At 61.8% G+C, this 22,185-nt stretch carries 11 protein-coding genes; 9 read left to right on the top strand and 2 right to left on the bottom strand.

Features of this window, described 5'->3' with window-relative positions:
- The first annotated feature begins 715 nt into the window (after window positions 1–715).
- From JIN84_RS05695 to JIN84_RS05685, 3 genes are all read left to right on the top strand, one after another.
- A complete protein-coding gene (locus JIN84_RS05695; RefSeq protein ID WP_200350064.1) occupies window positions 716–7,699 on the top strand; it encodes a hypothetical protein in 6,984 nt (2,327 codons plus the stop codon).
- A 14-nt stretch (window positions 7,700–7,713) separates the two neighbouring features.
- On the top strand, window positions 7,714–8,364 hold the full coding sequence (locus tag JIN84_RS05690) for a hypothetical protein (RefSeq protein WP_200350063.1): 651 nt from the start codon (window positions 7,714–7,716) through the stop codon (window positions 8,362–8,364).
- Between the two features lie 219 nt (window positions 8,365–8,583).
- A complete protein-coding gene (locus tag JIN84_RS05685; protein WP_200350062.1) occupies window positions 8,584–8,727 on the top strand; it encodes a hypothetical protein in 144 nt (47 codons plus the stop codon).
- A 145-nt stretch (window positions 8,728–8,872) separates the two neighbouring features.
- Here JIN84_RS05685 and JIN84_RS05680 read toward each other — a convergent pair whose 3' ends face one another.
- Window positions 8,873–9,136, bottom strand: coding sequence for a hypothetical protein (locus JIN84_RS05680; protein WP_200350061.1), 264 nt, complete (start codon window positions 9,134–9,136; stop codon window positions 8,873–8,875).
- 399 nt (window positions 9,137–9,535) lie between these two features.
- Between JIN84_RS05680 and JIN84_RS05675 the strand changes: the two genes are divergently transcribed.
- The 3 genes from JIN84_RS05675 (at window position 9,536) to JIN84_RS05665 (ending at window position 18,462) form a co-directional block, all read left to right on the top strand.
- Window positions 9,536–17,020: a hypothetical protein gene (locus tag JIN84_RS05675; RefSeq protein ID WP_234043233.1), complete on the top strand. Its 7,485-nt coding sequence runs from the start codon at window positions 9,536–9,538 to the stop codon at window positions 17,018–17,020.
- Window positions 17,021–17,022: 2 nt separating this feature from the next.
- Window positions 17,023–18,066, top strand: coding sequence for a carboxypeptidase-like regulatory domain-containing protein (locus JIN84_RS05670; protein ID WP_200350059.1), 1,044 nt, complete (start codon window positions 17,023–17,025; stop codon window positions 18,064–18,066).
- Between the two features lie 141 nt (window positions 18,067–18,207).
- Window positions 18,208–18,462, top strand: a complete 255-nt coding sequence (locus JIN84_RS05665) for a hypothetical protein (protein ID WP_200350058.1) — start codon at window positions 18,208–18,210, stop codon at window positions 18,460–18,462.
- Window positions 18,463–18,626: 164 nt separating this feature from the next.
- Here JIN84_RS05665 and JIN84_RS05660 read toward each other — a convergent pair whose 3' ends face one another.
- Entirely contained in the window at window positions 18,627–19,268 is a 642-nt protein-coding gene (locus tag JIN84_RS05660) for a TetR/AcrR family transcriptional regulator (RefSeq protein ID WP_200350057.1), read from the bottom strand.
- A 192-nt stretch (window positions 19,269–19,460) separates the two neighbouring features.
- On the opposite strand from JIN84_RS05660, the gene JIN84_RS05655 reads away from it, so the two are divergent.
- The 3 genes from JIN84_RS05655 to JIN84_RS05645 form a co-directional block, all read left to right on the top strand.
- On the top strand, window positions 19,461–20,219 hold the full coding sequence (locus JIN84_RS05655) for an SDR family oxidoreductase (protein WP_200350056.1): 759 nt from the start codon (window positions 19,461–19,463) through the stop codon (window positions 20,217–20,219).
- A 530-nt stretch (window positions 20,220–20,749) separates the two neighbouring features.
- Window positions 20,750–21,151: a RidA family protein gene (locus tag JIN84_RS05650; protein WP_200350055.1), complete on the top strand. Its 402-nt coding sequence runs from the start codon at window positions 20,750–20,752 to the stop codon at window positions 21,149–21,151.
- Between the two features lie 492 nt (window positions 21,152–21,643).
- Window positions 21,644–22,185: hypothetical protein (locus JIN84_RS05645; protein ID WP_200350054.1), on the top strand; the 542-nt coding region annotated here is incomplete at its 3' end.

Here is a 22,185-nt window from a genome sequence, read left to right as displayed (position 1 = left end):
GCAGCAGGCGGAAGTTCGCCCGGACCGACGCCATCAAAAACAACAGACCCGGGCATGCCGGATTCTCAGTCATCTTCTTGGGAATCTCAATCGGATATGCGACCCGACATGGATTCCCTCCCCCTCTGCCATTCATCGATCATCGATCACGCTCATCCCTCGTCGATCATCCCTCGTCGATCATCCCCCCTTCAACCCCGGGATCAAAATCCCAACAGGGCGCCCGTTTCCAGAAATACATATCTAACGATATATCAATACCATCCTCCACCCATATGGAACGCCATCCCACCCGCGACAACCCGGCCTCCGGCACCGTTTTCAATCCCTCCATTGTGACGAAACAGACACCAAATAAAATTAAACCCACACACATAATATGAAACAATAGCCGGTCACCCCGCCATCATCGGCACCACACCGGCCGCCATCCGCCCGGCAGCCGCCGGAATCATCTACAAATCAATCTGTTAGACATGGCATTCCGGATGTTAGACCCTGTCGTATCCTCCCGATTTCACGCGATTTCGATATCATTTCCACACTTCGGAATTTTATATCAAATTGTCTGGACGGAACATTCCGTTTCGTTAGTTAGAGCATGTCGCCGACACCGCCATGCCGGACCATCGCCGCATGGCATCCGTCCGCGCCCGATCTTTCTAACCGTCTCCGCCATCCTTTCACGCGCGCCCGAAACACGCCGTCCAACATCATGAACTGCCTCCCCGTACGCATCTTCCACGCCTTCGTCACCGGCACCGTCGCAGCCGTCCTCCTGTCCCTCGGCATCCTCTACGTTCACGAGGACGCCCATGCCCAGACGGCGAACTTCCGCGGCAACGGCCTGGGCGGACCTCCGGCTCCATCCGCCGTGGCGACACCTCCCTTCCCGGTCACCTCCACGGATTCCGACGGAGACGGCATCCCCAACACATGGGAAACCGCCAACAGCCACAACCCCAACAACGCCGCCGACGCCTCCAGCGACTTCGACTTCGACGGCCTCACCGCCAAACAGGAATACGACCTCTCCGTCGATACCGGAGGCCGGCAGGGAAACCCTCTCGGCACTTACGAACTCGCCACCATCCCCAATCCTCCCGATTACACGGTCCTCACCTCCGTCACGCTGGTGGAGACCGCCAAAAACGGCATGACCCTCGTCAGCGTCGTCGGGGTCCGCTCGGACTCAAGCGCTTCCAGCGTCAACCTCCACACCTACCTTCCCGCCACCAAACAGTGGACCCGGGTCACCCCTCCTGCCGGCATCCCCGCGGACACCCAGTTGACCGGTCTCGACGTCAACTCCCGCGGACAGGTGGTCGGCTACTACATCCATAGTGGAAACAAGGGCTTCCTCTGGACCCCGTCCTCTCCTTCCGGCGGCCAATCCGTGCAATTCTTCCTCAACCCCACGGCCACCTCATCCACCGCCGCCTTCCCCCGCCGCATCGGCGACACCGGCTACCTCCTCTACTCCACCGGCTCGCCGTCAAGCGACGAACTGCGGGCGGCCGGTCCCGATCAGGTCCCCATCGCCGCCCTGGCCTCAAGCACGAACGTCGTCAATTACGTGGACGTCAACGACTTCGGCGAATACGTCGGTGATGTTTGGAATCCGCTCACCGCACGCCAGCAACCCTTCCTCGCCCTTCCAAGCGGACGCATCGACATCTCGCCCGTCTGGACCGGCAACCTCGTCGACAACCGCGTCATCGACGAGCCGCACCTGGACATGTCCACCATCGAGTGGACCGAGATGCCCGTCTTCGTCTATCCGGACGACTTCTTCGACGAATCCGGAAACCCCGTCGACCCCTACGCCGAATACCCCGAATACTTCGTCTACCACTACGGAACCGCCGAGGTTGACGGCATCACGCGCCCCATCCGCAAGAGCCTGGACACCGGCTACATCGCCTGGGCGCTGCCGGGTGATGAGGAAAACACCGTCTGGCTCGATGAATGGCAGTCGCAGACCTACGAGACCACCTCCAACAGCACCGCGTTGAACGACTGGGGCGAATACGCCGGCAAATACCTCTACACTGTCACCGAGGAATACATCCACGACATCTGGGGCTACTACAACTTCGCTCAGGACAGCGGATCCGGTGCCTTCCTTTACAACGGAGACTACCATCTCAAGGCCGGCTTCCCCCATGTGCTCGGCATCTCCAATGATCCACAGGTGCTGCTCGGCACCACCGGCACCGCCACCCACCTCTGGTCGGGTTCCGTCAACGCACCCATCCTCAAACTCCTCCCCGCCGGATCCACCGCCCCACTCAAGACCAAGATCTGCGACAACGGCGTGCTGATCCTGCAAAAGACCGCCACCGTCCTCCAGATCCTCATCCCCGACGACGACACCGACGGCGACGGCATGCCCGACGACTGGGAAGCCTTCTACGGCTCCGATCCCGCCGTCAAGGACGGCCACCTCGACGCCGACGGAGACGGCACCACCAACCTCGGCGAATTCTACCTCCGCACCGACCCGAACCACCCACCCGTCATCGACCCGGAAAACGGCCAGACAATCGACACCCGCGATGGTATCGACACCGACGGCGACGGCATCCCCAACACCTGGGAACTCGCCAACGGCCTCGACTACAACGACTCCACCGACGCCCTTCTCGACTACGACCACGACGGCTACACCAACCTCCAGGAATTCCGCCTCAACACCGATCCCCAGGGTGCCCCGTCCTACCGCATCCGCGAGCTCGGCCCCTTCCCGGCCACATCGGCCGCCCTGACCTCCGCCGTCCTCGGCCAGGCCCCCGCCGCCACCACCAGCGACTCGGTCTACCTCAGGGTGACGAACGAAAATTCCATCAGCCAGCCATCCGCCTGGACCGTCCCACAAGGGGCGGCCGGAGGAACGCTGGAACTTTACAAAGGCAACGTGCAGGGAAATCCCACCACGGTGAACACCACCGCCATGGCCCACGCCCCGAATGGCTCCGCCCTGGGGATGTCGGGCACCGGCGGCACCAAGACCTTCTGGTACTGGTCCTCTCCCACCGCCTACCCCGTCACCTTGTCAGGCGCCGCCAACGCGAACAACATCTCAAGCCTCCTCAACAAGGCCCAGCTCTCCCCCGGCGGAAAATTCGCCGTCGGCAAGCGCATCCCCGCCAGCAACCTCAACGCCCGCGAGCTGATCGCCTGGAAAATGCCGGAAAACGGCCAGACCTACAAACCCGTCGTCCTGCCCGAGCCCGCCAACTCCGCCATCAACGCCGCCGTTCCCTTCTTCCTCACCGACCACGGCCACATCGCCGCCAACGCCCTCATCAATGGATACGACCGCGTCATCCTCTGGAAACTCAACTCCACCGCCACCGCGGTCGCCAGCACCACCATCCTCGCGAACATCTCCGGCAGTTACTCGGCGAAAGCCGTCGGCATCTCCAACAACGCGGACCCCGTGGTCGCCGGCTCCCCCACCACAGGGTCCGGCCGCGCGGTCGTCTGGAAAAGCGACGGCACCGTCACCAACCTCGGCACCCTCCCCGGTGGAACCTATGCCTACGCCGGCGCGATTTCTCCGGATGGTGTGGTCGGTGGCTACTCCCACGTTGTGGTCGATGGCTACGCCAAAAACCAGCCTTTCGTCGCCACCTTCAACCCCGCCACTTCCACGTGGAGCATGAAGGGCCTCGATGTTCCAAGTTATGAGTTCACCATCCAGCAACTCACCGCCACCGGCGAAATGTATGGCGAGCGCCGTGCCAACAATGATGTGGAGAGCAAATATGTCCCCACGCTCTGGCGCCGCGGCAAGACATTCCGCCTGGACAAGATCCTTCCGGTCTCTTCCGGCTACTCCCTCACCAGGATCCTCTCCGCGAACCAAAACGGCACCCTCCTCGTCGAGGCCATGAGGAATGGCGCCAGCCATTACCTCCTGCTCACACCGGACAGGGACACCGACGGCGACGGCCTTCCCGACGCCGTCGAAACCGAGAACGACCTCAATCCATTCGTCAAAAACAGCCCGGATGCCGACACCGATGGCGACGGACTCTCCGACCTCGACGAATATCAGAATGGAACCCAGATCCGTAACACCGACTCCGACGGCGACGGCATGAGCGACGGCTGGGAAACCACCTGGGGGCTCCTTCCTCTCGACCCTTCGGATGCCAACCTCGACCCCGATGGAGACCTCGTCACCAACCGGCAGGAATTCAACATCGGCACAATCCCCACCGGCATCTACCGGATCGAAACCCGCGATCCCGTACCCGGCGACGGCACCTATTCCGACGCCGATGACAGCGGCAGAATCATCGAGCGTTCCGAACCCGTCTACATCTTCGAGAGCGACTCCTCATGGAACGAGGTCTTCTCCACCACGACGCAATACTACCTGACCAAGCCCCCGGCACCGGGAGGCAGCCCGTCCCGGACCACGCTCCCCGTTCCCTACCGCGACTACGGCCTCAACAACCCCTCCTCCGAACCGATCTCCTACACGGTCGAACGCCCGACCTACCATCTTGATCCCCAAACAGGCAAGGTCCACGGTTCCGTCATCAGGACCGCCACCACCTACGCCGGGGAGGACCAAACCACGGTGGTCACCCGCTTCCTTCTGCCGGATGCCACCACCATCACCTCCGAAGCCGGCTGGAAACCATGGTCGGCCGTCGAAAGCGGTCTGCGCGCCTTCATGGTCGACAACGGCCAGGATGACGGACAAGGCAACCATGTCCCGCTTCTGGAGCCCGCCCTGGCCACGGGAGACACGCTGGACCCCACGCCCGTCTCCGTCTCCCCATCCGGCACGCGCCGTCTCCACCGCAGCGCCTCCGGCGAATTCTTCCTCCTCAACGAGGCGGGCACGTTCGTCGGCAAACTCCCGGAAACCACCAACTGGTCGAAGGTCAACAACAACGGCGACGCCATCGCCTTCATGCTCCGCACCGTGCCGCCCCAAGGCGGAAATCCCGGCTACAACGTTCCCGAGATCCACCAGTTCAAGGACGGCCAAGCCTACGTCCTGAACATCCCCCTCGATGCCTCCACCGTCTCCATTCTCGGCTACTCGTCCGACGGAAACGCCCTCATCAGCCGCCCGAAGGAAGATTCGCTCGGAAGAACCTACCAGGAATACTACCTGTTCAAGGCCAACGGCTCCGTGACCCGTGTCAAACAGCCCAATCTCGGCCCGGAAACCGTCTCCGGTCCCTCCACCTTCAACTCACGCCTGCTCGGCACCGGCCCGGCCCCCTACCAGGTCACCCCGGACGGCAGCGTGGTCAGGATCGCCGCCACGATGGTGAAAACCGGTCCGACAGCGACGCCCGCCCCCCTCGCCTCGCTGTTCCCGCGCGAGGTCTTCGCCCGCCACCTGGCCTCCGACGGAACCATCACCGTGGAGACCACCACCACCGCCACCAACATCCTCCGCCTCATCCCGCAAAACAGCGCCGACGGCGACGACATCCCCGACGACTGGGAAAAAGCCTACGCCCACTGGCTCTTCACCACCGGCCAGACAACCGTCCTGCTCGGTGAGATCGACCCGGCGGCCGATGTCGCCGGAAACGGGATGACCATGCGGGCCGATTACGAGAAGGCCAAAACAGACGGTGCCTTCAACGCCGCCGTCAACGACAGCCAGGGCGCGGCGCCGGTCTACTCGATGATGACCCGCAAATCCTCATGCGACATCGCAGGGGGATACGACGGATTGTATGATGATCCGCAAAGCGCCTATTACTCCAGATACGCCCAGAGGAAGCGCATCAGGGATGAGGAGAATCTGACCGACATATCCACCAGCACGACCGACTATGATTACTACATCGAGGACACGGAAACAGTGACCTTCACGGATCCCACCATGCTGACGAAAACCGACACGGATGAATCATGGAAAGCATCGTTTTCCCGCCACAACAGTTTCGGCAAGACCGTGGCGAAAACCGTCAGCGCGGACGAAACCGACTCGTTGACCTACAAGAACACAGGCAGTTGGTCGTCCACCTCTGTCGTGTCAACCGTCAAGAAGGGAAGCAAGCTGGTGGATTCCCCCGGCACCCACATCACGACCAACACCTATAAAAACGGCACCTCCTCGTCCTCGACGCCGGTGCCATGGGATCCCGAGTTCAGCACCTTCCCCATCATGTCCTTCTACGGGTTGTTCAACAGGACGGACCCGTCGAAAGACGCCGGCCAGTCCAGAACTCTCACGAACGGCGCCGAGAAGATCGAATATTCCGTCGCCCTCACCCAGAAGATCGAACAGGAAACCTACGACTCGAAAGTCCTCGGATTCGTGAAAACCGACATCGCTTCGGTGCCTTGGCCGACAGAGGCGTCCGTCACCAGCTCCCTCGACACCTACAGCTCCTTCTTCTCGGGCGGAATCACACAGCATTACTTCTTGTCCGATTCGCATGCGCACATCGATGAAGTCAAGATCCGGATCGCCGCGGCCAAGACCAAGCCCGAGATGATCGTGATCACCCGGAAATTCTACAATACGACAGGTGGGAACCATGGCTACAACCTCCCCCTCTTGAAAACACAGGAAATCGTCAACGTCCCCGCCGGACAGGCGCAAACCGTCATCGCGAGGGCCGATCCCGGCGGATACAAATGGGTCGACATCGAAATCGAATACCTCAACGTCGAGTTCAGGAACTATACCGGAGGAGATGGCTTCGATACCAAGCCACGCCCGAAATGCTGCGCCGAGAAAGCCGCCCAGGGAATGGCCTTCCACCAGTACCCCGCCATCGGAAGCGACGGATGCGTCTATTACGGCAACGGAGACACGTTCGATGTCAGTGTCCGGTTTCCCGAATTGACGGGATTCCAAGGCAAGGTCGTTTACAAAGTGTTGAACCAGGAGCAGTTCTCGAAAACCATCACCCCATCCAGCGAGATCCAGGTCGTCTCGATGAATCCCAATGCCGACATCCCGGATTGGAAACCTCTCGGCCTGCCTGGCTTCGACATGACGGCCCATCTGGTCATCTACCAGGGACAGGCCAAGGTCATCGAGTCTCCCCCTCTCAGATTCCTGGTGGATGACCCGGCGGTCAGAAACGCCCTCTTCAAGCTGAAGGTGATGCCCACCGGCGCGGGAAGCAAGCTCAAGGGATCCCTCTCCGAACTCCTGATGGGACTCATGCTCCACGAGGTCTCGCAGGAAATCGTCTCGCTGGTCGCGCGGAACTCCAGGGATCACACCACCGATCCGGAGTACACGCTCAACGACCCCGCCGCGACCCAGGGCACGAACCGGCTGATCATCGGGACCTTGGGAGAACAGATCGGCAAGCCGGGAAGCGAGTGGGACAAGGCCGCGACAGACGCGCTCGCCCTGGAGAATGCCGTCGGAGGCCACCTGTGGTTGTTGCCGGATGTGATCCTCAACAAGGCGTTTCCGAAATTCGAACAGATTGAGAACAAGGTCAGGGGAGAGGGATGGGGGAGGTACGGATGCCCTTGCGGGACCGACAAGGAGGTGCTGAAGCAGACTTCTCTCAGGGGAGTCCGCAGCAGTGAGATCGACAGGATCCTGGCGGGACCGGGAGCGGGTATGCTGGGGGTGGTTCCCGACGAATTCATCACCTTGATCAAGGACTTCATTGTGGATCTTAAAATTCAGGATCTGGAAAACAACTTCAACGAGTCCTGGCAAATCGGCTCATGCTGCCAATAAATCAAACCGATCATATGAAAAAACTTCTGCTTCCCGCATGCTGTTTCCTGATGGCCTACGACCTGGCATGTTCCGCCGAGATCAAAGGCACCCTGCAACAGGTCGTCGATGGCCAGACCCTCGTCGCCACCGGTACGGTCTCGGTTGGAATCATCGCCCCCGGAGAAGGCACCAGGCTCGACCACACCAAAGCCGTGGGCGAAGCCTATGCCGCGCAAAGAATCGCCAGACTCGACAGCGAAGGAAAGTTCACCCTGACAAACGTCCCGGAAGGGGTTCCCCTCTACCTGTCGGTTTTCATGAGATCCGGCTTCGGAAAATTCCAGACGGTCACATTGGCGACCGGACAGGTTCTTGACGTATCCCAGGTGGTGCCGGATGCGAAATCAGGAGGAGTGAGCTGCACCGGGGAGATCACCTGGCCCGCCGGCGTTGTTTTCCGGGAGAAGGCGGTCCGGTCGTTCGTCCTGTCGGGGAAAAACAACAACTGGGTCTATATCGGCGGGTCGCGCGACAGCGGCCGGTTCAAAATAGAAAACGTCCAACCCGGCATCTACCGTCTCGGAGTCCACAGTCCCCTCCAGAATGGCCAGGATCGCTACGACGAAGTCGAAGTCACCGTCCCCGCCAACCTGGACACCCCCTTGCAAATCACCATCCCCTGATACCCGACCGCGGCGGCGGTCATCGGTCGCCACCCACCATGGCGGCGGTTTCCAACCGCCCCGCCCCCCTCGTCCCCCCCCTCTCGACTTCTCCCCACCCCTCCGCGCCAAATCTCCTCTTCCTCTGATCGCCTCTCATCTCTCATAGATCATCTCTCATAGATCATCTCTCATAGATCATTCCCCTTTCTCACCTCCGCGGCAGATCCTCTTCTCTTCGTGCTCTGTCGCGAATGCGAATCGATCTGGGAAGGAGCGGCGGCGGACCTGTCGATGCCGGATTTCCGCTTCGAGGAATATGCCCGGAGCAAAGGCATCGAAGCGGATTGGCACAAGGTGGAGTGCATGAATCAATCGGCCTGATCCCACACCGGAGGGACCAATGGCCCGGACCTGCCTGCCGTCCATCGCGGCCGCCCCACCGGCATGGCCATGGAATCCCGGATTCCTATCTCCGGTGGGTTCCTCCTCTTCCCGAGCACATTCCAGAGCACCCCTCTCCCACCGGTCACCTCGGTCCCTGCGGCAATGCCCGCAGCAGCAGGCGCAGGTTGATCCAGACCGACGCGATCAAAAACAGCGCGAAAGGAATCCAGACCACATACGACGACAACCGCTCCCCTGCCGGAATGCCTCCATCCCCGAAGGCCATCTGAGTCTGATGGATCAACTCGCCATGGAAAAACGCGGTGAAGTGCCACGAGCAATAGCCGCACCAGAGCGTCGCAGGCAGGATGATCAAAACCGAAACAACAGCGGGGACCCTTGGCATGTTGGATTCCAAGCCATCCTCCTGTGGATATCAATCACATATCCGCGGGGGATCTTCCCTTCCACCGGCGGCTCCCCCTCCCCAACAACCGATTGTATCATTTCGGAAGTATTTCCGCAATTCACCGCCAATGAAACAGCCGCCAAAAAACACCACAACCAACTAACAACAAGAAAATTGAAACCATAAACCATCACAATCCTCACATGTAAAAAAACGCAATCCCGCCATGCGCCCCCCTCCTTGAAAATATTCGATGAATTTCCTCGACGGCCAAGTCTGCTCGTCTAGTTAAGCAGACCTCGGATGAATCCGCGTCGCACGCCTCCATGCTGTTAGAGGTGCATGGACCGCCGGCCCTTTGTCCCGAACCCTCCCCAACCACGTCCTGAAAAAGCCATGAATTGTCTTCCGGTCCGTATGTTCCACGCGTTCCTTTCCGGAACCGTCGCAGCGCTGCTCCTTTCCCTGGGCATCATCTATCTGCACGAAAACGCCAGTGCCAAGACGGCGGCCTTCCGTGGAAACGGCTGGGGAGAACAACCCGCCCCCTCACGCGTCAACCCTCCGCCGACCGACCCCGTCACCTCCACGGACTCGGATGGGGACGGCATCCCCAACACATGGGAAACCGCAAACGCCCACAAGCCTAACAACCCCGCGGATGCCGCCAGCGACTTCGACTTCGACGGACTCACCGCCAAACAGGAATACGAGCTCTCCGTCAGACCCGGCGGACTCTACGGCAAGCCCCTCGGCACCTACGAGGTCGCCACCATCCCCGATCCCCAGGGCTACACCACCATCAGCACCATCACCCTCATCGACGCCGCCAAAAACGGCACCAGCCTCGTAAGGGTCGTCGGGGTCCGCTCCGACGCCACTACCTCCAGCACCCGCGTTTACACCTACTCACCCGCCACCGGCCGGTGGACATGGGTCGTGCCTCCCGCCAGCGTGGCGTCAACCTCCGTCCTCACCGCCACCGACGTGAACTCACGCGGCCAGGTCGTCGGCTACCTCACCACCGGCGGCACCAAGGGCTTCATCTGGACACCCTCCCCGTCCCACCCCGACGGCGGCGAGTCCAAACAATTCTTCATCAACCCCACCGCCACCCCTCCCACATCCGCCTTCCCCCGCCGCATCAGCGACACCGGCCACCTCCTCTACACCACCGGCTCCCCCACCAGCACCGACCTGAAACCGGCGGACCCCAAGCAGGTCCCCATCAATCCCCTCACCCCCCCCACCAACGCTGGCACATGGACCTCTCCCGTCTATGTCGATGTCAATGACTTCGGCGAATACGTCGGCACCATCGTCAACCCCCTCACCGGCCTCCGGCATACCTTCCTCGCCCTCCCCGGCGGCTACTTCCACCTCTCCACCCCCGTCACCGCCGATGTCGTGAACAACAGGCTGATCAACATGCCGGATGTGCCCGAGTCATCCATCCAGTGGCAGCCCATCCCCACCTTCACCTATCCCGACGATTACTACGACGAGAACGGCTATTCCGTAGACCCCTGGGAGCCCTACTACTCCTATGACGCATACGGACAGACCAGCACCATCATGCAGTACGGCTCAGCCATGATCGGCGGCTTCGAACAACTCTACAGACGGGACACCGCCACCGGCCTGATCTATTGGAACCAATACTACTACGGAGACGACCGCAGCTGGTACGCCGTGAAATCATCCGTGGGCGCCCCCATCGCCCTGAATGACTGGGGCGAGTTCGGCGGAGCCTACACCTTCACCCTCGCCAACGAGACCGTGAACCACAACTACTCCACCGGCGGCACCGACCACTACTACTACGAGGACACGCCCACCGGAGCCTTCTTCTACAATGGAGATTACCACCTCACCAACTCCTCCCAACAAGTCGTCGGCATGTCCAACGACCCGCAGATGCTCCTCGGCTATTCCGGCATCGCCACCCACCTCTGGTCGGACTCCGTCATCGCGCCCCTCACCAAGCTCCTGCCCGCCGGATCGACCAACCCTCAGAAAACAAAAATCTGCGACAACGGCCTGCTCATCATCCAGAAAACCAGCAAGATCCTCCAGACCATCATCCCCGCAGACGACACCGACGGCGACGGCATCCCCGACGACTGGGAAGCCTTCTACAACCTGAACCCCGCCGTCAATGACGGCCACCTCGACACCGACGGAGACGGCACCAGCAACCTCGCCGAATTCTACCTCCGCTCCGACCCGAACGCCGCCCCCGTCATCGACCCCAACAACGGCCAGACAATCGACGTCCGCGACGGCATCGACACCGACGGCGACGGCATGCCCAACATCTGGGAAATCGCCAACGGCCTCGACTACAACAATCCCGCCGACGCCGCCCTCGACTACGACCGCGACGGCTACACCAACCTCCAGGAATTCCGCCTGAACACCGATCCACAGGGTGCCCCCTTCTACCGCGTCCGCGAGCTCGGCCCCTTCCCGGATCCGGCCACCGTCTCCCTCTACTCCGGCGTCCTCGGCGAGGAACCCGTCGCCTCCACCCCCGGCGACTCCCTCTACCTCCGGGGCAGGGCATCGAACAACGCCAGCGTGCCCGCCGTATGGGACGTCCAGCGCGGAGCCGGGCAAGGCACCTACACCCTCTACAAAGGAAACGTCCTGGGAAACTCCACCACCATCGCCACCACAGCCATCGCCCAGGGCGTGAACGGAGCCGCCCTCGGCCTCGCCCCCACCAGTCCCCGGAGCATCCTCTACTGGTCCTCCCCCACCGCCTATCCCGTCATCATGTCCGGTGCCGCGAACGCCAACGACCTCTTCGGCATCGTCGGCAAATGGTCGCTCTCCCCCTCCGGCAAATACGCCGCCGGGAGCCGCGCCCCCACCAGCAACACCAGCCTCCGCCAGTGGGTCATTTGGAAAATGCCTGAAAACGGCGTCATCTCCCCGCCGGTCATCCTGCCCCTCCCCACCGGTGCCTCCATCTCCTCCACGGCCGTACCCTATCTCACCGACCACGGCCACGTCGCCGTGAACGCCACCATCTCCGGACAAAAACGCGTCATCCTCTGGAAGCTCAACACCGCCGGCACCGCCGTCACCACCACCCTCCTCCTCAACCTTTCCGGGTCGTCGGGAGCCACCGCCGTCGGCATCTCGAACAGCACGGACCCCGTCATCGCCGGCACCACCACCGTCTCCTCCAACCCCGCCCGCGCCGTCATCTGGAAAAGCGACGGAGTGGCCGTCAACCTCGGCACCCTTTCCGGCGGCACCACCGCCTCCGTCGGCGCGGTCTCCCCATCCGGACTGGTCGCCGGGACTTCCGAAACCTCCGTCAATGGCGTGATCCGGAACCAGCCCTTCACCGCCTCCTACAACACCACCACCTCCGCCTGGGTCCTCAAGGCCGTCGGCAATCCCGAATACGCCTGCACCATCCAGAAAGTCCTCGATTCCGGCGAACTCTACGGAGAAGTCACCACCTCCTCCCAACTCCGGCCCGTCTCCACCCTCTGGCGCCGCGGCAAGGCATACCCCCTCGGCCAGATCGTTCCCGTCTCCTCCGGCCACGCCTTCACCAGGATCATCTCCGCCAACCAGAACGGCGCCCTCCACGTGAACGCCACCAGGAACGGCACCACCGCCCACCTCCTCCTCACCCCGGACCGCGACACCGACGGCGACGGCATTCCGGACACCTACGAAACCGAGAACGGCCTCAACCCCTTCTCCGCCAACACCGGCGACACCGACGGCGACGGCCTCTCCGACACCGCCGAATACCAGAACGGAACCCTCGTCAACGACCCGGACACCGATGGCGACGGCATGCAGGACGGATGGGAAGTCCGCTGGGGACTGCTCCCCCTTGATCCTTCCGACGCCGCTCTCGACAACGACGGAGACCACGTCTCCAACCTCGACGAATCCAAAATATCCACCAGCCCCGTCAACAACTACCTCATCCGCCAGCTCCCCCTCCTCGGCGGCGAATACTCCAAATCCTTCGCGGACGACGGATCATTCCTGAAAACCACCCTTGCCGGCGCGGCCACCCTCGTCGGTGGCGCGCAGGAAGGCTCCACCCCCACTCTCACCCCCCTTCCTCCGGGCGGTTTTTCATACTACTACGACTCAAGCAGTGTTTACCACGAGATCACCGAAGACGTGGACAACCGCAACGCCGGCGGCGGCGTCGTGAACGCCTTCGCCATCCGCACCCACACCGTGGCCGGAAACTCCCAGGTCGACTACCTCCTCATCCCGGACAGGCTGAACACTGCGGACGCCCGCATATCTCTCGCAGACATCGTGGACGACCTCATCCTCGACCAGCACCTGGCACCCGGCGATGATCTCCTCCCCACCACCATCGCCTCCCCCACCGGGAATGCCCGTATCTTCCAAGCCGCCCTCGACCAGGTGATCCTGTCGCAGAACGGCACCTACAAGGGCACCCTGAGCGGTAACTATGACTGGGTGGCCATCAATAACAAAGGCCAGGCCGTCGCCCTCGTCATCACGCCGGTCACCGCCTCCGGAACCACCACATACGACTCGGACCTGGTCCTCTCCGACGGCACCACCACCCAGACCCTCCGCGTCAGCACCGGCGACTCCGGACCCTACGAAATCAGCTTCATCGCAGTGGATGACAAGGGAGAAGTCACCTACAATAGAAACCTCCCGGATCCCACCGGCACCGCGAACCTCGTAACCACCCCCCACGTCGCCAGCTTCGCCACCAACAGCATCAGGAAAGCCCGCTACACCGGGATGACAAATGAATACGTGTTGACCGTATCATCCGAAAACGGCCGGATGCTCGGCGATGGCCCCGAGCCATTCAAGATCGAGGCCGACGGAGCCTACACCACCCTCGCCACCCTCCCCGTCTACCCCGCCGGCAGCGATCCCGCCACCGCCGCCACAGTGCCCTTCGCCACCATCCATTCCACCAGCGCGAGCGCTCTCCTGCCCATCCACATCTCCTCCGGCGGCATCATCAGCTCCCACAGCTATTCCGCCCTGGGCATCGTCCAGCTCATCCCCAACACCGACACCGATGCCGACGGCATCCCGGACGACTGGGAGAAAAACTACGCCCAGTGGCTCTACACCAGCGGCCAGACCCCCACCCTCCTCACCAACGTCAACCCCTCCTCCGGCAACACCCAATACGGCCTCAACATGGTCGAGGACTACCAGAACTCCCACGGAAGCGGCCAGAACGCCGGCTCCGGCAACCAGGCCGGAGACACCCCCAAATACTCCGTCAAGCTTCGCCGCGCATCCGCCTACCATTCCTCGGGCTACCCGGGACTGTATGATCCCACGACCGCACCCAACTACGATCCGAATGTCATCGCGGAAGTCCCCGTCTGCTACCTCAAGAAGACGGAAACCAAGATCTATGACTCCGGCGACGACACGGACACTGACAACGACACCGAATCGGAAGACTACAACTATACCAAGGAATCCCAGTGGACGGTGACGGAACCCGGGGAATCGGACATCACCACCTTCGAAATGCCGGGATTCTACCAACACGAAGCGACTATCCACTGGGAAGAGACGGTCTCCACATGGGGACATCACAACGAGAGCTGGGAACTCAAGACCCCGCCGAGCGGCAGCGGCGGCTATCTCAAATCCAAGACCACAGCCGCCCTCAAGACAGCCACGGCGCAAGGCACCACCACCACCACCGAAGTCTGGGGAAACACCCCCTCCGCAGGACAGGAAACCACCAAAACCGATCCTCCATCCTCCTGGTCTCCCTATTTCGACAACTTCCCGACCTGGATCAACAACGACGCCTCCAAGGACGACGAACAATCCCATACCAGCACCGGATACGAACACAAGATCGTCCTCGGCCGGCCGCTCACCCATGAGGAACGGATTTCGGACGTCCGTTCCTATCTGGCGCGGAACTTCAACTCCCTTCCATGGCCGGCCCAGGCCTATGAGCCCACCCACCTCGACCAGCTCATCACTGGCCGCATCTTTTCCAAGGGATATACCGGCCCATACGAGGACGTCGAGGACATCAAGATCGAAGTCACCGCATCCAAGACCAACCCGGAGGTCGTTTACATCGCCAGGACCCGCACTCCGGACATGGATACCGAAATCGGCGTCACCAACAGCATCGAAATCATCATCGTCCCGGCGGGTGAGACACGGACCATCTACAAGGTCGCCGAGGCCGGGGAGAACGAAGTTGTCCAGGTAAGGATCAGCGGCAGCCGCCTCGGAGGCCCCAATGTCGACACCAACCGCGACGGTTACCTCAGCTATGACGAGAGCAAGGCCACCGTCGCCAAACCCTTCCGCTTCTGGATCAACAACGACAATGACGAAGACGAGGACAGCGAGGATCCGGAGTTCGGGACCAACGACCGTGACTGGCTCGACAACCAGATCAAGACCAACAGGGACCTCGAGGACTTCACCCGTCTCAACCTCAACACCGGCTTCAGCACCAGGGATCTGGTAAGCGGCGAAATCAAGGTGGGCCTCAAGTTCACCGAAATCAAATCCGGAAAACCACGGATCAAGGTCTGGCCGAACCAGGATCCTTGGGGAAGCCTGTCCTACCTCAACAACGGCACCGCCGCGACAAGACAACGCTCGGAAGCCTGCTTCACCTCAAGCGACGGACTCGTCCAGATCCCGCCCTCCTTCTGGAGCCACCGGAGCGACAGCACCGCGAACTTCATCTTCGAGGGAGAATCGGTGGGTCTCGGCAAACTCGCCATGGTCGTCATGAACAAGAACGGCACCAAGATCGGAGAAAGCGCCGGCACATGGATCAATCTGCTCGACGTCCGGAACATGTACCGCCGTGCCCGCATCCAGAACGAGGCCGAGCAGATCCCCCAACCCTGGGTGAGCACCAACCCTCCGGCCCAAACCTGGACATGGGATCCCTACAACTGGCCCTATTCCCCCGACCCGGATGCGGAACCCGTCTCCATGGTCTACGTCCACGGCTGGAACAACACCTACAACTACTCCATGCAGAACTCCCAGACCTCCTTCAAGCGCCTCTGGCACCAGGGATTCAAGGGAGACTTCTATGCCTTCCGCTGGGCCACCTTCTCCGGAGCCGACGGCGTGCTCACCTACAACCCCAGCGAATACCGGGCATGGCTCTGTGGTCCCGCGATGGCCCAGTTTGTCAATGGCCTGCCCTACCCCGCACGGAGGTGCATATTCGCCCACAGCATGGGCAACGTGGTCGTGGGTTCCGCACTCAGGGCCGGAATGCAGGTCAAGAACTACTCCATGTGCAATGCCGCGATGAGCGCCATGGCATACGACAACAATACCGCCCTGAGGTATGATCCGGGAACCTCGGAGTTCCTCGGTTATATATTTCCATCCGGCTCCGCCCAGGAGTGTCCGGACCTTGACCCGTCGCCAACCTTCCGCGACACCTACGGCCTCAAGGACAAATTCCACAACGTGGCCGGAGCGCCGAACTTCTTCAACTTCGGTCTGCCCAACGACAGCGCCCTCGGCAATTGGGTGGCCAACAACCACCTCTACAAACCGGACCTCATCCACGGCTACTCATACCGGGCCGCGCCGACCGGGAGCTTCCCCTACAAAATGACGAGAGACACGGGACCCACGAAAGTGGAGGTGACCAACGTTGCCGAAGCCTTCGGCTTCGTCACCAAATCCCTGACACGCACCGCGGGTTCCGACCTCAGGACCCGGGGAGCCGTCTTCGCCCATCAGAATATGGACGACTGGGGCGAAGGCGTCGCCCACGGCGGGTTCGGCAGCACCCACAGCGCCGAATGGCAGTGGAATTACCAATCCACCAGCTTGTTCTGGGAGAAACTGGTCATCAAACTCGAGGCCAAATGACCATGGCGGAATTCAAGAAATCCCACCTCTACAAGATCGGAGCAGGAGCGCTGCTTGTCATCCTGCTCGTCCGCTACTGCCGGACCGACGACAAACCCGGATCTCACGAAAGCCGGCTTCCCGCCGGCCGCTCTCCCAGCCACGCGGTCGCGATGGGAAACGGTCCGGTCCAGTCCCTGCTGGACGCCTTCAGCACCCCTATCGAACTCTACGGAATCGTCACGGACCAACACGGCGCTCCCGTGCCGGGAGCGAAGATCGAACTGACTCCCGTCAGCAGTCCGCTGGCGGACGGATCCTCGTCGGAAACCAAGGTCACCCTGGTGACCGATGCCGACGGAAAATTCTCCGTCACGGGATTGAACGGCGTCTCCATGGGAGTGAAGGCCAGCAAGGAAGGCTACCTGCGGATTCCACCCCTCTCGGGACCCGCCTCCTCATCCATGGTGGAGTATGCGGACGGCGCCGCCCCCGGAAAACGCTACAGTAATCCCGCCACCCCGCTCGCCCTCGTCCTTCATGACATCGGCACGCCCGAGCCCATGTCCTATACCAAGGAAACCCGCTGGAAGCTTCCCATCGACGGCACACCACGCAGGATCTCCCTCGACTCGGAAAACGGCGAGGGTCCCCACGCCATCGAATTCCGCTTCAAGAGCGACTGCCTCACCCTTCCCGACGGAGGCTATGGAATGCGCTTCGACTGGAGCCTGGACGCCGCCATCCCCGGCGGAGGCTTCCTCTGGAGCGGAGACTCCATCATGTTCGAAGCCCCCGAACAGGGATACAAGGAAACCATCCACCTCGAGGCACGCGCCAGCCAGCCCCAGGATAAATGGAAAAGAATCAAATCCGGCCGCTACTTCGTCAAATTCCCGGACGGCAGCTACGGACGCCTGGTCCTCGAGGTCGACGGAGACACCCAGGTCGGGGAATCCGCCATCACCATGACCTCATGGCTCAACCAGAAACCCGGCTCCCGCAACCTCGCATCCCTCAAAGGCACCAGCTTCGGCTACCAGGAAACCGACCCCGAAAAAGAATGACCGGCTCCGTCCCGGCGGCCCGCTCCACGGAAAACCCCACCGCCCTCACGCCCCCCCTCGCCCGGCCAAAAAATCCGTATCGTCTTGCCCCCGGCACTACCGGCGTGATGAATGTGGGGTCCTGCCAACAAATCCGGTGCCATGAAAATTGAAATCAAAATCGGAGATCCGCCGGATCTGGACTGTCCATGTTGTGGGCAAAGCGGATTGAACTTGGTCCGCTTGCCCGATCTGGAGTCGAAAATGTTCGTGCTCTGTCGCGAATGCGAATCGATCTGGGAAGGAACGGCGGCGGACCTGTCGATGCCGGATTTCCGCTTCGAGGAATATGCCCGGAGCAAAGGCATCGAAGCGAATTGGAAACGGATGGAATACATCAATGCTCCCCCGCCCTGAGCCATACCGTAGTCTCATGATCTCCCCATTCCGCCGACATGAGGAATGATGGCAGGCAGGAGAAAAGAGGCGGCCTGCTCCGCACATCTTCCCTCGCCTTCGCCCACTTTCCTTTGCGCCCCTTCGCGCTCTTCGCGACTTTGCGGTAAATCTTCTTCCAAGCCTCATCCCCCCTTCAACCCGGGAATCAGGATATCCAGCAGCCTCACATAACTCTCCCGGTCGAACTGTCTCCGCTCGATGCTCGTCCGGAACGCCGTCATCGAGACGATCACCTCGCACGCCGCCGCGATGTCCGCGCCCTCCGGCAGTTCCCCGCGCTCCACCGCCCGCTTCATCAGCGCCGTGTTCACCTCGATCCACGGCCCGAAGATCCCCGCCAGCGCCTCGTCGTATGACTTCTGGTGCTGCGTCGTGAACGATCCCAGCCCCGCCAGCACCTTGAGCTTCCGCTCGCTGTACTCCAGCGAATGCGGCTTCACCACCGCCAGCAGGTCGTCCCTCAGGTTTCCCGTATCCGGCAGCTGGTCCACCTCGATCGAGTTCCGGCTCATGCTGATCAGCGCGTCACGCACCAGCAGTTCCTTCGACTCCCACCGCCGGTAAAGCGTCGCCTTCCCCGCCTTCACCCGCGCCGCCACCAGATCCATCGTCATGCTGTCGAAGCCCGCCTCCGCCAGGATGTGCAGCGTCGCCTCCAGGAAATCCCCGTCCCGCTCCGGATCCCGCTTCCGCCCGAGCGCCTTCGCCGGCTTCACCCCGCCCGCCGCCACCGCCGCCGTCTGCTTTTTCGCTGGTTTCCTCATATCGCCCCTTCGTGCTCCAGCCCCGACCCTGCCCCAGACCCCCACCGGATGGGAATGTAAAAAACATCCGCCTGCCGCCTGAAAACACAATTACGAAACTTATTCGTTCCGAAACTTGACAGTCTCGTAATATCACTTCTACTAACCCTGGTGACAGCAGCTCACCCCTCACCCCAAAACAGACCAACCCACATGAAAACCATACTCATCACCGGATGCTCCTCCGGCTTCGGCCAGGAAATCGCCAGCCACTTCCTCGCACGCGGCTGGAAGGTCGTCGCCACCATGCGCGTGCCCGACGAGGACGCCCTCCCGCGCTCCGAACACCTCCGCATCCTGCCGCTGGATGTCACCAACGCCGCAAGCATCCGCGCCGCCGTCGAACAAGCCGGCCCCATCGACGCCCTCGTCAACAACGCCGGCATCGGCTTCCTCAACTCCCTCGAAGGAACCCCGCTCGAAAAAATCCGCGAAATCTTCGAGACCAACACCTTCGGCACCATGGCCGTCACCCAGGCCGTCATCCCCCAATTCCGCGAACGCCGCGCCGGAGTCATCGTCAACGTCACCTCCACCGTCACCCTCAGACCCCTCCTCCTGCTCTCCATCTACACCGCCAGCAAGGCCGCCGTGAACGCCTTCACCCGGTCCCTCGCCCTCGAGCTCCAGCCCTTCGGCATCCGCGCCACCCTCGTCCTCCCCGGCTACGCCCCCGGCACCCGCTTCGGTGAAAACGCCCGCGCCCAAATGCTCGGCATCCCCGACGAATACGCCGGAATGGCACAAAAAATCTTCACCGCCTGGGAAGAATCCACCGACCCCGTCACCCATGCCACCGACGTCGCCGAAGCCGTCTGGACCTCCGTCACCGACCCCGGCGCCCCCGCCTTCCTCCCCGCCGGAGCCGACGCCATCGCCTGGGCCGCAGCCCGCACCCCCGGCCAACTGTAACGCCCGTCACCCGGTGTGGCGGCGATCCCCCGTCGCCCCACGCCGCGGCGGCCTCCAACCGCCCCCCGTCCGAACGACGCCCCCACCAGCGGCAAAAAGCAGCGCGCTCATCCTGACAGCAACGTGCCGTGGACATCCTGTCCATCCTCCTCCCCTCTTTCCACCAACCATCAACTCTTCTTCGCTCACCGCTCTCCCTCCGACTCTCCCGCCGACTCTCCCTCCGCTTCTTCCTCCCCGCACTCCGCGTCCTCCGCGTTTCGATTCCCCCCTCTGTCACCCATCGATCATCGATCATCGCTCACCCTCATCTCTCATCGATCCTTCCCTTCGCACCTTTGCGGTAAAATCTTCTCTTCCACAACCCACCGCCCACCCGACACCTCTCCTCGCGATCTTCCTCCTCTCTTTCCATCAACCATCAACTCTCAACCATCAACCCTTCCCCTCATCGATCATCAAACTCCCCTTGCGGCCGGAGAAAAATGAGTTATCCGGAATGGCTGTCCACCCCACCAAACGCCAACACCATGAGCACCCGCCAAGCCATCTTCCCCGAACACCCGCACACCCTCTACCGTGAGCACGGCTACTCGCCCGCCATCCGCTCCGGCGACCTCCTCTTCGTCTCCGGCATGGTCGGAGCCCTGCAGGACGGCACTCCCGAACCCGACCTCCAGGCCCAGATCCGCCTCGCCTTCGCCAACCTCCAGGGCGTGCTCGAAGCCGCCGCCTGCAACTCCGACGACGTCGTCGACGTCACCCTCTACCTCATCGATCCCGAAGCCAGCGTCGGCTTCGCCCTCGAAGAACTCAAAAAATTCTTCCGCGATCCCGCCCCGAACATCACCGCCGTCGGCGTGAACTGGCTCGCCGGCTTCCAATTCGAAATCAAGGTCACCGCCCGCATCCCCCAAAGCCGGGAAGCCTGACACGCCCGCCCCTCTTCCATCTTCCATCTTCCATCCTCCAGCACCAAAGGTGCGGAATGAGACAGCCCGGGGCAAGCACCGCGCAGCCCCGGGAAATGTCCCCACCATTTACCGGAGTCCTGAAGGGACGGCATCCGTGGCGCGACGCTTCTCCCTCGACCACGTCCCCTCAGGACTCCGTGATACTCGGGCCCTTTTCCCGGGACATTGCCCCTGACTTTCCTCCATTTCACAAGCCGAACTATGGAAAGCCTAACCATGGATTGGCGCTCCACCGGCATCCTCCAGCACCAACGGTGCGGAATGAGACAGCCCGGGGCAAGCACCGCGCAGCCCCGGGAAATATCCCCACCATTACCGGAGTCCTGAAGGGACGGCATCCGTGGCGCACCGCTCCACGTTCGATCCCGTCCCTTCACGACTCACGCCATCGTAAAAAACCAGGCGTTAAAACCTCGCCCAAGCCGCCGCAACCATGCCACATCATGGCCCATGAAAGCATCGGCACTCCCCCTGATCCTGCTGCTGCTCACCACCGCCGGCTCCCACGCCGCCACCGCACTCGACGAGGCGCTCGAAAATTTCGCCATCTCCGTCACCGACAACTTCCAGACGCCCGAGACCACACCGGAAAGCATCCATGCCGACCTCCAATACTTCGAGTTCGACATCGACGGCGACGGCACCGACGAAATCTTCGTAAGCCGCCCCGACCTCAGCGCCAACGACGGCTGGATGCTCTACCGGAAAACCACCGGCTCCGGAATCAAAAACCTCGGCCTCGCCACCATCCACGTCCCCACCGTCAGGCCCGGAGTGAGGGATGGCCGGCGGGGCTACTACGAATCCTACCACCTCTACGGCGAAAACAAGGACCGGATCATCTTCAACGCCCTCGACGAAACAGGGAACCTCGTCGCCTACGCCGAAAAAACCATCGACTCCGCCGGCAAGGACAAAGCCCTGTGGGACACCATCCATGCCGCAGGCACATCAGCCCCCGAAATAAAAACCACCCCCGTCGCCCCCATCCG

The sequence above is a fragment of the Luteolibacter yonseiensis genome, assembly GCF_016595465.1.
In the GTDB taxonomy this organism is placed as follows: domain Bacteria; phylum Verrucomicrobiota; class Verrucomicrobiia; order Verrucomicrobiales; family Akkermansiaceae; genus Luteolibacter; species Luteolibacter yonseiensis.
Note: the sequence above shows the minus strand (reverse complement) of the source record. Positions and strands in the feature narration are given on the sequence as shown.

Bases quoted from the DNA above. Each gene is read 5' to 3' on its own strand.
- JIN84_RS05690 (WP_200350063.1), top strand. From the start codon at position 7,714: ATGAAAAAACTTCTGCTTCCCGCATGCTGTTTCCTGATGGCCTACGAC.
- JIN84_RS05695 (WP_200350064.1), top strand. From the start codon at position 716: ATGAACTGCCTCCCCGTACGCATCTTCCACGCCTTCGTCACCGGCACC.
- JIN84_RS05650 (WP_200350055.1), top strand. From the start codon at position 20,750: ATGAGCACCCGCCAAGCCATCTTCCCCGAACACCCGCACACCCTCTAC.
- JIN84_RS05655 (WP_200350056.1), top strand. From the start codon at position 19,461: ATGAAAACCATACTCATCACCGGATGCTCCTCCGGCTTCGGCCAGGAA.
- JIN84_RS05675 (WP_234043233.1), top strand. From the start codon at position 9,536: ATGAATTGTCTTCCGGTCCGTATGTTCCACGCGTTCCTTTCCGGAACC.
- JIN84_RS05670 (WP_200350059.1), top strand. From the start codon at position 17,023: ATGGCGGAATTCAAGAAATCCCACCTCTACAAGATCGGAGCAGGAGCG.
- JIN84_RS05660 (WP_200350057.1), bottom strand. From the start codon at position 19,268: ATGAGGAAACCAGCGAAAAAGCAGACGGCGGCGGTGGCGGCGGGCGGG.
- JIN84_RS05680 (WP_200350061.1), bottom strand. From the start codon at position 9,136: ATGCCAAGGGTCCCCGCTGTTGTTTCGGTTTTGATCATCCTGCCTGCG.
- JIN84_RS05665 (WP_200350058.1), top strand. From the start codon at position 18,208: ATGAAAATTGAAATCAAAATCGGAGATCCGCCGGATCTGGACTGTCCA.